Source organism: Sanguibacter sp. HDW7, assembly GCF_011300875.1.
Lineage (GTDB): Bacteria > Actinomycetota > Actinomycetes > Actinomycetales > Cellulomonadaceae > Flavimobilis.
In genome coordinates, this window is the sequence record NZ_CP049862.1 from 1,181,797 (window position 1) to 1,194,124 (window position 12,328).

11 protein-coding genes are annotated in these 12,328 nt (G+C 72.7%); 6 read left to right on the plus strand and 5 right to left on the minus strand.

What is annotated here, in order from left to right; genetic code table 11:
• Window positions 1-176: 176 nt before the first annotated feature.
• Entirely contained in the window at window positions 177-2,738 is a 2,562-nt protein-coding gene (pepN, locus tag G7063_RS05560) for an aminopeptidase N (protein ID WP_166413513.1), read from the minus strand.
• 196 nt (window positions 2,739-2,934) lie between these two features.
• On the opposite strand from pepN, the gene G7063_RS05565 reads away from it, so the two are divergent.
• Together G7063_RS05565 and G7063_RS05570 are read left to right on the plus strand one after the other, a co-directional pair.
• Window positions 2,935-3,579: a DsbA family protein gene (locus tag G7063_RS05565; RefSeq protein WP_166413514.1), complete on the plus strand. Its 645-nt coding sequence runs from the start codon at window positions 2,935-2,937 to the stop codon at window positions 3,577-3,579.
• Window positions 3,576-4,157: a hypothetical protein gene (locus G7063_RS05570; RefSeq protein ID WP_166413515.1), complete on the plus strand. Its 582-nt coding sequence runs from the start codon at window positions 3,576-3,578 to the stop codon at window positions 4,155-4,157. Before G7063_RS05565 ends, G7063_RS05570 begins: the two co-directional genes overlap by 4 nt.
• Window positions 4,158-4,302: 145 nt before the next feature.
• On the opposite strand, the gene G7063_RS05575 is transcribed toward G7063_RS05570, so the two are convergent.
• Complete coding sequence (locus tag G7063_RS05575) at window positions 4,303-6,303, minus strand: M13 family metallopeptidase (protein ID WP_166413516.1); 2,001 nt, start codon at window positions 6,301-6,303, stop codon at window positions 4,303-4,305.
• A 111-nt stretch (window positions 6,304-6,414) separates the two neighbouring features.
• Here G7063_RS05575 and G7063_RS05580 point away from each other — a divergent pair, with 111 nt between their 5' ends.
• On the plus strand, window positions 6,415-6,585 hold the full coding sequence (locus tag G7063_RS05580) for a hypothetical protein (RefSeq protein ID WP_166413517.1): 171 nt from the start codon (window positions 6,415-6,417) through the stop codon (window positions 6,583-6,585).
• Here the strand turns inward: G7063_RS05580 and G7063_RS05585 are convergent, their stop codons facing one another.
• Complete coding sequence (locus G7063_RS05585; RefSeq protein ID WP_166413518.1) at window positions 6,586-7,296, minus strand: hypothetical protein; 711 nt, start codon at window positions 7,294-7,296, stop codon at window positions 6,586-6,588.
• A 162-nt stretch (window positions 7,297-7,458) separates the two neighbouring features.
• On the opposite strand from G7063_RS05585, the gene G7063_RS05590 reads away from it, so the two are divergent.
• Both G7063_RS05590 and G7063_RS05595 read left to right on the plus strand, forming a co-directional pair.
• Complete coding sequence (locus tag G7063_RS05590; protein WP_166413519.1) at window positions 7,459-7,908, plus strand: ribose-5-phosphate isomerase; 450 nt, start codon at window positions 7,459-7,461, stop codon at window positions 7,906-7,908.
• Between the two features lie 17 nt (window positions 7,909-7,925).
• Window positions 7,926-9,041 (plus strand): Fpg/Nei family DNA glycosylase, encoded by a 1,116-nt coding sequence (locus G7063_RS05595; protein WP_166413520.1) that lies wholly within the window; start codon window positions 7,926-7,928, stop codon window positions 9,039-9,041.
• Between the two features lie 28 nt (window positions 9,042-9,069).
• Here the strand turns inward: G7063_RS05595 and G7063_RS05600 are convergent, their stop codons facing one another.
• Complete coding sequence (locus G7063_RS05600) at window positions 9,070-10,404, minus strand: GNAT family N-acetyltransferase (protein WP_166413521.1); 1,335 nt, start codon at window positions 10,402-10,404, stop codon at window positions 9,070-9,072.
• Window positions 10,405-10,496: 92 nt separating this feature from the next.
• Here G7063_RS05600 and G7063_RS05605 point away from each other — a divergent pair, with 92 nt between their 5' ends.
• Window positions 10,497-10,880, plus strand: a complete 384-nt coding sequence (locus G7063_RS05605; protein WP_166413522.1) for an MGMT family protein — start codon at window positions 10,497-10,499, stop codon at window positions 10,878-10,880.
• Between the two features lie 341 nt (window positions 10,881-11,221).
• On the opposite strand, the gene G7063_RS05610 is transcribed toward G7063_RS05605, so the two are convergent.
• Window positions 11,222-12,325, minus strand: a complete 1,104-nt coding sequence (locus tag G7063_RS05610) for an LLM class F420-dependent oxidoreductase (protein WP_166413523.1) — start codon at window positions 12,323-12,325, stop codon at window positions 11,222-11,224.
• Between the last annotated feature and the right edge of the window lie 3 nt (window positions 12,326-12,328).

Here is a 12,328-nt window from a genome sequence, read left to right on the forward strand (position 1 = left end):
CGACGGCCCGACTGCCCGACGCGCATGCTCCCGACGGATTGACGCGCCGCGACCATTCGACGGGCGGAACGCGTCAATCCGTCGGGAACGGGGGAGAACACAGTGCGAGGGGACGGGGGAGACGGGAGCGGCCCCGCACCCGGTGGGGTGCGGGGCCGCTCCGGCGACGGGGACCGTCAGGCCTGGGCGTCGACCGCCTGGGCGGTGAGGGCACGCTCGATGCCCGCAAGGCCCTCGACGACGAAACGACGCAGCGCGGGCGGTGCGACCTTCGAGGAGCCCTCGGCGTGCGCGTCGAGCCACGTCTGCGTCGCGGCGCGCAGCGCCTCGTTCGCGAGGGGCGCCGGGTAGAGACCCTCGATGAGCTCCTCGCTCATGTGGTACGTCCGCGACTCCCAGATCGGGAAGAGCGCGTCGTGGTACGTCGCGATGAACGACTCGAGGATCGAGGCGTCGAGGACGTGGTTGAAGCCGAGAGCCGTCGCACGGATGATCGCGTTGGGCTTGTCGGCGTCGTCGACGATCGACGCCCAGGCCGCAGCCTTGGCCTCGACGGTCGGCAGGGCGGCACGGGCGTGCGCGGCCTGCTGGCGGCCCGACGCGGTGTCGTCGTCGACGAGCGCCGCATCGATCTGCGCGGCCGTCGCGCGACCGCCGGCGACGAGCGCGATGAGCAGCTCCCAGCGCAGGTCGGTGTCGATCGTCAGGCCCTCGAGCGTCTCGGAGCCGTCGCGCAGAGCGGCGACGGCGTCGAGCTGGGCGTCCGTGCGGGCGACCTGCGCGAGGAACTTCACGAACTGGAACTGCGCGTCGGAGCCTGCCTCGGCAGTGCGCGCCATGGCGAGCAGGCCGTCGCCGACGGCGACGAGGGTCGCCTCGCTCCGCTCGGGAGCGACGTACGACGACGCCGCGAGGAGGAGCTGGTTGAGCGTCGTGCGGATCGTCGTCGACTCGGTCTCGGCGGCGATGTTGTTGAGGACGAGGCGCACGAAGTCGCTCGCGGGCACCTCGCCGTCGCGCGTCGCGTCCCAGATGGAGCCCCACACGAGCGAGCGGGCGAGCGGGTCGGAGATGAGCGCGAGGTTCTCGATGGCCGCGGCGCGCGAGGCGTCGTCGAGCCGGATCTTCGCGTACGCGAGGTCGTCGTCGTTGAGGAGGACGAGGTCGGGGCGCGTCGTGCCGACGAGCTCGGGCACCTCGGTGCGCTCGCCGTCGACGTCGAGCTCGAGGCGGTGCGTGCGCACGAGGCCGTCGTCGGTGAGCGTGTAGTAGCCGACGGCGAGGCGGTGCGGGCGGATCGTCGGGTAGTCGGCGGGCGCGGACTGGAGGATCGCGAAGCCCGTGACGACGCCGGCGTCGTCGACCGTGATCTCGGGGCGGAGCGTGTTGACGCCTGCGGTCTCGAGCCACAGCGTCGACCAGCTCTTGAGGTCGCGGCCGGAGGCGGCCTCGAGCTCGACGAGGAGGTCGCTGAGCTCGGTGTTGCCCCACGCGTGCTTGCGGAAGTACTCGGCGACACCCTTGAGGAACGCCTCGAGGCCGACCCACGCGGCGAGCTGCTTGAGCACCGAGCCGCCCTTGGCGTACGTGATGCCGTCGAAGTTCACCTGGACGTCCTCGAGGTCGCGGATCTCCGCGACGATCGGGTGCGTCGAGGGCAGCTGGTCCTGGCGGTAGGCCCACGACTTCTCCATCGCGGCGAACGTCGTCCAGGCGCCCTTCCACTCGGTGGCCTCGGCGGTCGCGAGCGTCGAGGCCCACTCTGCGAAGGACTCGTTGAGCCACAGGTCGTTCCACCAGCGCATCGTCACGAGGTCGCCGAACCACATGTGGGCGAGCTCGTGGAGGATGGTGACGACGCGACGTTCCTTGATGGCGTCGGTGACCTTGGAGCGGAAGACGTAGGACTCGGTGAAGGTCACGCAGCCCGCGTTCTCCATGGCGCCCATGTTGTACTCGGGCACGAAGAGCTGGTCGTACTTGGTGAAGGGGTAGGGCTGCTCGAAGGACTTCTCGAAGAACTCGAAGCCGGCGCGCGTCGTGTCGAAGACGTAGTCGGCGTCCATGTGCTCGGCGAGAGAGGCGCGGCAGAAGACGCCGAGAGGAATGGTGCGGCCGTCGGCACTCGTGAGCTCGGAGCGCATGACGGCGTACGGGCCGGCGACGAGCGCGGTGATGTACGACGAGATGCGGGGCGTCGCGGGGAAGGCGTAGGTCGCGCTGCCGCCGGCGACGGTCGGCTCGGGCGTCGGCTCGTTCGAGACGACCTGCCAGGCCTCGGGGGCGGTGACGGTGAACGCGAACGTCGCCTTGAGGTCGGGCTGCTCGAAGACCGCGAAGACGCGGCGGGAGTCGGGGACCTCGAACTGCGTGTAGAGGTAGACCTCGCCGTCGACTGGGTCGACGAAGCGGTGGAGGCCCTCGCCCGTGTTCGTGTAGGCGCCGTCGGCGACGACGGTGAGCTCGTTGTCGGCCTCGAGGCCGTCGAGCGCGATGCGCGAGTCGGCGAAGACGACGGCCGGGTCGAGCTCACGACCGTTGAGCGTGACCGTGCGGACGGTCGGCGCGACGAGGTCGATGAAGGTCGACGCGCCGGGCGTCGCGGTGAAGCGGACGGTCGACGTCGACGCGAAGGTCGTCGGACCGGTCGTGAGGTCGAGCGTGATGTCGTACGACTGCGTCTGCACGACGCTCGCGCGCTCGATCGCCTCGGCGCGGGTGAGGTTCTGTCCGGGCACGTGCTGCTCCTCGGTAGTGCGGTGGCGCCCGGTCGGGGCGTCGATGCCGGGCGCTCTCGACGCCCGTCGTCGATCCTTTCACGAGCGTCCGACATCGAGGCAGCGCAATACGGGCGTAGCCGTTGACGTCGGGCGACGTGTCCGCGCAGGGCGCACTCCCCGGGCCACGGGAGTCTCCCGCAACTAGGGTGGGGGCATGCACGACGACAACGCGACGACCGTCGCTGACATGTGGTTCGACCCTGCCTGCCCGTGGGCCTGGATGACCTCGCGCTGGCTCACCGAGGTGCGGGAGCTGCGCGGCATCACGATCCGCTGGCACGTCATGAGCCTCTCCGTCCTCAACGAGGGCCGTGACCTCCCTGCGGAGTACCGCGAGATGCTCGACGCCTCGTGGGGCCCGGTCCGGGTGCTCGTCGCGGCCGCGCTGCGGCACGGCGACGACGTCCTCGGCCCGCTCTACACGGCGATCGGCACGAAGTTCCACGTCGACGGTGACAAGGACCGCCGCGCGGTCGTCGCGACGGCGCTCGCCGACGCGGGGCTCGACGCGGACCTGCTCGACGTCTGGGACACGACCGACGTCGACGACGCCCTGCGCGCCTCCCACCAGAGCGCGCTGGACCTCGTGGGCGACGAGGTCGGGACGCCCGTCGTCGCGATCGGCGGCGTCGGCTACTTCGGCCCGGTCGTCACACCGGCTCCGCGTGGCGAGGATGCGCTGCGCCTGTGGGACGGGCTCGTCCTCATGACGCAGGTGCCGGGCTTCTACGAGCTCAAGCGCACACGCACGTCCGGCCCGGTGCTGAGGCCGGAGGAGGCCCAGGGGGCGGACGCATGACGATCCCCGTCCCTGTGGGTCCTCCGGCGAAGCGACCGCTCGGGCCCGGAATCATCGCGTTCATCGTCGTCGACGTCGTGCTCGTCCTCGGCGTCGTCATCGCTGCGATCATCCTGCTGGGCGGTGGCAACGATCCTGACCGGGCACCGGGCGCGTCATCGACGACGCCCGCGCCGGGCGTGACGACGAGCTCCGCGCCCACGACGTCGGTCGACCGTCCGGGAGGCACAGACCAGCGCTTCGCGACGCCTTCGGGCAACATCGTCTGCGACATCACGGCTGCGGGCGCTCGGTGCGGCATCGCGTCGCTCGCGCAGAAGCCGGCGCCCGTCGACGGCTGCGACGGTTCGGTCGGCTACGTGTACGTGGTCGACGCGTCGGGCAAGGTCGACGTGCCGTGCGTGCCGAAGAAGGACCTTCCGAAGAAGGGCGGTTCGGACGTCAACGTGCTCGGCTACGGGCAGCGGTCGAGCGCGTTCGGGTTCACGTGCACGTCCGAGGAGTCGGGCATGGCGTGCGTCGACGACGTCACGGGCAGCGGGTTCTCGCTCGCGCGTGCGGGCGGTCGCGTCGTCTGACGCGCTCCGCGACGGGACGCGTCCTGCTCGCGGCGATCCGGACTGAAAGCTCTGCAGCGGGTATGCGTCGGGCCCCGCACCTCTCCGGGTGCGGGGCCCGACGCGTTCCCGGCGCTACGGCACCGGGCGTGTCACGGGTGACGTGTCACCAGATGCGCACGCGCGCCTCGGGGGCGAGGTGCAGGGCGTCGCCCTCGGTGACGTCGAACGCCTCGTAGAACTCGTCGACGTTGCTGACGATGCCGTTGCAGCGGAACTCGGCCGGCGAGTGCGGGTCGATCGCGAGCAGGCGGATGGCCTCGGCGTCGCGCGCCTTGGTGCGCCACACCTGGCCCCAGCCGAGGAACACGCGCTGCAGGCCGGTGAGGCCGTCGATCTCGGGGGCGGACGCGAGGTCGCCGCCGAGCGCGATGCGGTAGGCCTTGAGAGCGATCGAGAGACCACCGAGGTCACCGATGTTCTCGCCGATCGTCAGGGCGCCGTTGACCGTGTGCTCGTCGCCGAGCTGCGCGGGGGAGAACGCGTCGTACTGGGCGATGAGGGCCTTGGTACGCTCCTCGAACTTGCTGCGGTCCTCCTCGGTCCACCAGTCCTCGAGGCGGCCGGAACCGTCGTACTTGGAACCCTGGTCGTCGAAGCCGTGGCCGATCTCGTGGCCGATGACGCCGCCGATGCCGCCGAAGTTCACGGCGTCCTCGGCCTCGGGGTCGAAGAACGGCGGCTGGAGGATCGCGGCGGGGAACACGATCTCATTCATGCCGGGGTTGTAGTAGGCGTTGACCGTCTGCGGGGTCATGAACCACTCGTCGCGGTCGAGGGGCTTGCCGATCTTGCTGAGCTCGCGGTCGGTCTCGAAGACGCTCGCGCGGCGGACGTTGCCGACGAGGTCGGCGGCGTCGATCTCGAGCGAGGCGTAGTCGCGCCACCGGACGGGGTAGCCGATCTTCGGCGTGAAGGCGTCGAGCTTGGCGAGCGCCTTGACCTTCGTCTCCTCGCCCATCCACTCGAGACCGGTGATGGACTCGCGGTAGGCCTCGACGAGGTGGCCGACGAGGCGGTCCATGTGCTCCTTGTGCGCGGCGGGGAAGTGCCGCTCGACGTACACCTGGCCGACGGCCTCGCCGAGAGCGCCTTCGACGATCGAGACGCCGCGCTTCCAGCGCTCGCGGATCTCCTCGGCGCCCGTGAGGGTGCGGCCGTAGAAGTCGAAGTTCGCCTCGACGATCTCGTCGGTGAGGTAGGCGGCGCGGGACGAGACGACCTGGGCGGCGAGCCACAGGCGCAGGTCGGCGACGTCGGTCTGCTCCCAGAGGGCGGCGAGCCCGGTCGCGAACGACGGCTCGCGCATGACGACGTTGTCGAGCGAGCCCGCGGGGGCGCCGAGGCCGGCGGCCCACGCGTCCCAGTCGAGGCCCGGCGCGGACGCGGCGAGCGCCGCGAACGTCAGGGGGTTGTACGTGAGCTCGGCGTCGCGGTCGCGGACGACGTCCCAGTGGTGGGTGGCGAGCGCGGTCTCGAGCGCGACGACGCGCGCGGCGGCGGCGTCGGCCTCCGCGGCGGGGACGATCCCGCCGAGCGTGAGCATGCGTGCGACGTGCGGGCCGTACGCGGCGAGCGCCTCGGCGTGCTGCTCCTCGCGATAGTAGGCCTCGTCGGGCAGGCCGAGGCCCGCCTGGTAGAGGTAGACGACGTACGACTCGGGGTCGAGCGCGTCGTTGTCGACGTAGAGGCCGAGCGCGCCGGCGGCGCCGGTGCGCTGAAGCTCGCCGAGGCCGCGCGCGAGCGCGACCTTGTCCGTCGTGTCGAGGAGCGTGAGGTCGGCGGCGAGGGGAGCGGTGCCGAGCGCGGCGATGCGCTCGGTGTCCATGAACGACGCGTAGAGCGCGCCGATCTTCGCGGTCGTCGCGTCGACGCCCTCGGCGCCGGCCTGCTCGCCGGCCTCGAGGATGATGTCGCGAACCTGCTCCTCGGCGCGGTCGTGGAGCTCGCGGAACGCGCCGTCACGGGCGCGGTCGGCGGGGATCTCGTACGTCGTGAGCCAGCGGCCGTTGACGTGGCGGAAGAGGTCGTCCTGCGGTCGGACGTCGGCGTCGAACGTCGACGCGTCGATCCCGGAGCGCAGCGCAGCGGTGTTGTCGGTCGTCATGCGCCCACCCTATGCCGGGCCACCGACATCCTCGCTGACGGGCACGAGCAAAGGCCTCGTCGGGGACACCCGCTGCCGACGGCCTGCGACCCGCACGGACGGAGGGGCATCGTGCCCGATCGTGAGCTCGACGCGCTTGCGGAGCGCGTGCGCACGGTTCCCGCGTGGCGTCGAGCGCTCGGGTGGTGCTGCCCCTGCTGCGTCGCCGTCGAGCACCTTCCCGACGATCTTGCGGCGGCGGTCCGTGCCGGCGACACGACGTCCCGCGGCACGGTCCGCTGATCAGTTCCTGGGCGCCCCGACGACCTCGACCGTCATGAGGTCGCCCTCGAAGGTGAGGCGGGCGGTGCGACCGTCGTTGGTCGGGACGACGAGCGTGTCGGGGCCGTCCGCGTCCGCGCCGAGCAGCTCGAGCTCGGCGCGGACGCCGGCTGCAGGAACGGGCAGTCGGACGGGAGTTCCGACGTCGGCGCGGTAGAGGTCGGCGGTCGTCGGGAAGGCGATCGAGGTGAGGTCGTTGCCGTGGGCGACGGTGAGCGTCTTGTTCTCGGCGTGCCACGTTCCGTCGTCGCGCATGACGACCGAGTAGCGCAGGCCCCCCTTGACGAGCGTCCAGCCTCCGGGGACGGGATCGACGGGCGTGCCTGTCGCGACGAGCGCGTCGTGGACGTCGTCCGCGTCGGTGCCGCGCAGCAGAGCGAAGTCGTACTCGTCACCACTCTTGCTGAGGCGATCGTGCTTGAGGTTCAGGGTGAGACCTGAGCCGGGACCGAGCGCGTTGACGTCGATCGTGTCGTGGTGCGAACTTGTCGACCACGCGTACCAGCCTGTGCCGAGGATGCCGAGGGCGAGGACAGCGGCGGTCCCGCCGACGGCGATCCTGGTCCGCCGCGTGAGCTGACGGGCGACGAGAGCGACGACGACGAGGACGGCGACCGTGACGACGGCGAGCACCGCGAGCAGAGCGACGGGCAAGGGGCGGGAGAGGTCCACGGTGACTCCTTCGGCGGGGCGGCGAGCGTGACCAGCCAAGCAGCCCGACGAGGCGACGGTCCATGCCTGCCATGTCACGATCGGACAACTTTGTCCGAAGACGGGTCGCCGGTCCTGGCGGACTGCCCCTCGACGGGCGCGCCGATGCGGCAGGATGGACCCATGCGCGTCCACCTCGCCTCCGACCACGCGGGCTTCGCTCTGAAGTCCCACCTCCTCACGCACCTCGCCGCCCAGGGTCACGACGTCGTCGACCACGGTGCGTTCGAGTACGACGCCGAGGACGACTACCCCGCCTTCTGCATCGCCGCGGGCGAGGCCGTCGTCGCGGAGCCGGGCTCGCTCGGCATCGTCATCGGCGGCTCGGGCAACGGCGAGCAGATCGCCGCGAACAAGGTCGACGGCGTGCGCGCCGCGCTCGCGTGGAGCGTCGAGACCGCGAAGCTCGGACGGCAGCACAACGATGCGAACGTCATCGCGATCGGCGAGCGCCAGCACACGATCGAGGAGGCGACGACGTTCGTCGAGGCCTTCCTCGCGGAGCCGTTCTCGGGCGTCGAGCGTCACCAGCGTCGCATCGACCAGCTCGCGGCGTACGAGTCCGCGCGCTGACGCACGCCGCCTGAGCCGTGCCCGAGGGCCACACCGTCCACCGCCTCGCGCGGACCTTCGACGCGCTCTTCGCAGGCGAGCCGCTGCGGCTGAGCAGCCCGCAGGGCCGCTTCGCGGCGGGGGCGGCGCTGCTCGACGGCGGCACGCTCGTGCGTGCAGAGGCCTGGGGCAAGCACATGTTCCTGGGCTTCGGCCCCGGCGCGACGACGCCCGGCACGACGACGTCCGACGCCGATCTCGCCTGGCTGCGCGTCCACCTGGGCCTCTACGGCTCGTGGACGTTCGCAGGTGACGGCTCGACGACGGTCGCCCACGCGATCGGTGCCCCGCGCCGCCGCATCGGCGAGCAGGAGCATGCGCTGACGGCGGCGCCGCCCGCCGCCCCGCCTGCCACCGCCGCGCCCGCCGACGGCCCCCGGTCCGCCGACGAACCCCCGTCCGCCGACCTAGTCCTCTCGTCGCGAGATAGTGCCGCAGAGCGACTAGGTCGCGCCGCGGGGACTAGCTCGCGGGAGGGGTGGGTCCTGCCCGAGCCCCGCGGGCAGGTGCGCGTGCGGATCGTCGGCGAGCACGCCGTGGCCGACCTCACCGGCCCGTCGGCCTGCGAGGTCATCACCGATACCGAGCGGCACGACGTGCTCGCGCGCCTCGGGCCGGACCCGATCCGCGCCGACGCCGACCCGGAGCGGTTCGTCGCCCGCGTACGGCGCTCGCGCACGGCCGTCGGCCTGCAGCTCATGGCGCAGGACGTCGTCGCGGGCGTCGGCAACATCTTCCGGGCCGAGGCGCTCTTCCGCGCCGGCCTCGACCCGCAGACGCCGGGCAACGTGGTGCCGGCCGAGACGCTGCGGGAGATCTGGGACGACCTCGTCGTCCTCATGCGCGACGGCGTCGCGACGGGCCGCATCGTCACGACGCGCCCCGAGCACCGCGGCCTCGGCCACGAGAAGGGCCGCATGGACCCGCGGCGCGTGCGCCAGAACACCGACGGCGACCCGGACGTCGTCTCCCGCGAGGAGTCGTTCTACGTCTACCACCGCGACGGCCTCGCGTGCCGGGTGTGCGGCGCGACGATCCTCGTGCGCGACGCAGCGGGCCGCACGCTCTTCTGGTGCCCCGCCTGCCAGCGCTGACGCCCGACGTGCGCAGCCGCCGGCGGTGTCAGAACACGAACGAGCTCGACGGCGCGACGGGCCACCCGAACGCGCCCGACGCGAGCGCGAGCGCCCCGGGCCGCAGCTCGGTGACGCGCCCGGCGAGGCCGAGCGCCGCGAGCGTCTGACCGCCGAGGTAGGCGGCGCCGAGCGCGGCGACGTCGAGTCCGAGGTCGGCGTCGTCGTGCGTGCGCGTCGCCTCGGGCTCGGCGAACGCGGTCGCGCGCACCCGGTAGGAGCCCGTGCTCGCTGGCCGCAGTTCGTCGGTCACGTGGAGGACGACGTCGACGTCAGCCTGGTAGCGACGCGCGGCGAGGGCGCCGGCGACGTCGACGATCCGCACCCACACGTTGTCGACGCGCTTCGTGCCGGCGGAGCGCGGGTCGAGGAGCAGCCCGAGGATCGCGTCGTCGGGCGGCAGGAGGAACGTCGAGACCTTGGCCATGAGGTCGAGGTCGAGCAGGACGGCCCACAGGTCGTGCGCGGCGGCGGCGTCGAGCGTCGCGACCTCGCCGAGGTGCACGGTGCCGCGCGGGCCGTCGTCGGTCCACTCGCTCGAGCGGCGGAAGGTCGCGAAGCCGCGCGGCTCGCCGTCGCGCTCGACGATGACGATGCGCCGGGCCTCCTTGCCGTCGCGCCACGCGGGCGGGTCGAGGAGCATGCGTCGGGCGAGCGCCGGGTCGTCGCGCCCGACCCAGCCGGGTCGGTTGAGGAGCGCTCCGTGGGGTCCGTCGACGCCGAGGGGGCGCCGCCCTGCCTCGCGGTGGACGGACTCGACGAGCTCGCCGTGCCGGTCGGCGTCGGCGACCTCGATGCGCACGGTGTGCGTTCCTGCGCCGGGTACGTCGCGCAGCGTCGCGCCGCGGGGGATGTTGAGCCGCACGTCGTGGGACGCGAGCCCGTAGCCGAAGCGGCCGTAGATCCCGGCCTCGGCCGCGAAGAGGGCGGAGACGTTCTCGCCGCGCTCGGCGCACGCGTCGAGGTGGTCGGTGATCATCCCGCGCAGGATCCCGCGCCGACGGTGCTGGGGGTGGACGCCGACCCACGTGAGCCCGCCGACGGCCGTCTCGGCGCCGGGCACGGGGAAGCGGTCGAACGCGTACGAGCCGTACATCGCGACGAGGTCGGAGCGTGCGGGGGCGGCCCCGTCGATGGGAACGGCGTCCGGGTCGGGCCCGTCCTCGACGACGCCGACGAACCGCGACCAGTCCATGGGGAACTCGATCTCGGCCCAGTCCTCGGGCGACGTGCCCGACGGGAACGCCCACGTGTCGAGCGTGAACGCGGCCTCGCGGAAGGACTCGTCGAGCTGCTGGGTGCGGTAACCGTGCGGGATGCTCATGCACCCAGCGTGTCACTCGTGTCCGCCGAGGGCGAGGGGTTTTGGGCGTGCGTGACCTGCGCGTCCGCGGGCGGCGGCGGTACTCTCGCGCCGTGGACACGGAGTATGTCGAGTCGGTGCTCGACGTCGTCGAGCTCGTCCCGCCCGGGCGCGTGACGACGTACGGCGACGTCGCGATCGTCGTCGGCGGCGTGCTCGGACGTGGTGGTCCGCGCCAGGTCGGTGCCGCGCTGCGGGAGGCCGGGGGAGCGGTGCCGTGGTGGCGCGTCGTCAACGCGGCGGGCGAGCCGCCTGCCCACCACCGGACTGCCGCGCTCGACGAGCTGCGCGCCGAGGGCTGCCCGATGCACCCCGGCGGAAGGGTCGACCTGCGGCGCGCGCGCGCCGATGTCGCGGCCCTCGCGGCCGCGCTCGGCGACCTCCCGAGAAATGCCGACGGAAAAGAGATGGACGACACAGGGTCGAACTTGGAATAGTTCTGCGAGTCACGCCGTTAAGACGTGTGACAGCGACGAGCAGCACGCGCGCCACCCTCACGGGCCGGACGCAGTGCGCTTGCCGCGCTGGGCGTCAGCCCCACCGTCAGCGTCGCACGGTGGAGCCAGGACGCATCGGCGTGTGGTTGCCCGGGTCGGATGGCCCGGAACAGCCCACGGTCCGAGGGCAGCACGGTGACGGTCCCGAACAGCTCGGGACGGTTCAACGACCGGGACGATGACAATCGCCGGTCCGGGCACCGTGATGCGACGCACGAGCGCTCTGGCGCCCGTCCCCACGGGGACGGGCGCCAGAGGTGTCTCTGGGGCTCTTCGCGCGCTCAGCCCCGCGCTGCCGCGAGCACGGGCGAGCCAGGTGCGAGCAGCGTCCGCCACGTCGCCGGGTCGCCCTGGAGCAGCATCGTCGTCACGGCGGTCGCCTCCCAGTCGCGCACGCGCGCGGCGACGTCGTCGATCGTGCCGACGAGCGCGACGTCCTGGATCAGCTCGAGCGGCACCGCGGCGGCGGCCTCGTCGACGCGTCCGGCGAAGTAGAGCGACTGGATCTCCTCGCACACCTCGCGGTAGCCGAGCCGGGCGACGGCCTCGAGGTGGAAGTTGGCGCCGCGTGCGCCCATGCCGCCGACGTAGAGGGCGAGGTGGGGCCGGACGACGTCGGCCGCCTCGGCGACGGAGCCGCGCACGACGACGGGCACGGACGCGCACACCTCGAACTCCTCGCGCGGCCGCAACGCGCCCGAGCGGCGTGCGAGGCCGTCATCCAGCGGTTCCCTGAGCGACGCGTCGAGCCGTGGCGCGTAGAAGGCGGGGAGCCAGCCGTCGGCGATCTCGCCCGCGAGGGCGACGTTGCGCGGGCCTTCGGCGGCGAGGTGGATGGGCAGGTCGGCGCGCAGCGGGCGGACGGTCGAGCGCAGGGCCTTGCCGAGGCCGGTGGGCTCGGCGTCGCGGTCGGCGCGTGGGGCGTCGGGCCCGAGCGGGGCGGCGGGCGCGGGCAGGGGGAGGCGGAAGAAGTCGCCGTCGGCCGTCACGGGTGCCTCGCGCCGCAGGACGTCGCGCACGATCTGTACGTACTCGCGCGTGCGTGCGAGCGGGCGCCGGTACGGCTGCCCGTACCAGCCCTCGACGACCTGCGGGCCGGACGCGCCGAGGCCGAGGACGAAGCGGCCGCCGGAGAGGTGGTCGAGCGTGAGAGCGGCCATGGCGGTCGCGGCGGGCGTGCGCGCGTACATCTGGGCGATCGCGGTGCCGAGCCGGACGCGCTGCGTGGCGGCGCCCCACCAGGCGAGCGGCGTGAGGGCGTCGGAGCCGTAGGCCTCGGCGGTCCAGACGGAGTCGAGGCCGGCGGCGTCGGCCGCGCGGACCGCGTCGGCGGCGCCTGCGGGTGGTGACGAGGGCCAGTAGCCGAGCTGCATGCCGAGACGCACGAG

What these genes read in the sequence shown, in the direction of transcription:
- G7063_RS05590 (WP_166413519.1), top strand. Translation starts at nt 7,459, where the DNA reads ATGCGCGTCCACCTCGCCTCCGACCACGCGGGCTTCGCTCTGAAGTCC.
- G7063_RS05565 (WP_166413514.1), top strand. Translation starts at nt 2,935, where the DNA reads ATGCACGACGACAACGCGACGACCGTCGCTGACATGTGGTTCGACCCT.
- G7063_RS05600 (WP_166413521.1), bottom strand. Translation starts at nt 10,404, where the DNA reads ATGAGCATCCCGCACGGTTACCGCACCCAGCAGCTCGACGAGTCCTTC.
- G7063_RS05575 (WP_166413516.1), bottom strand. Translation starts at nt 6,303, where the DNA reads ATGACGACCGACAACACCGCTGCGCTGCGCTCCGGGATCGACGCGTCG.
- G7063_RS05570 (WP_166413515.1), top strand. Translation starts at nt 3,576, where the DNA reads ATGACGATCCCCGTCCCTGTGGGTCCTCCGGCGAAGCGACCGCTCGGG.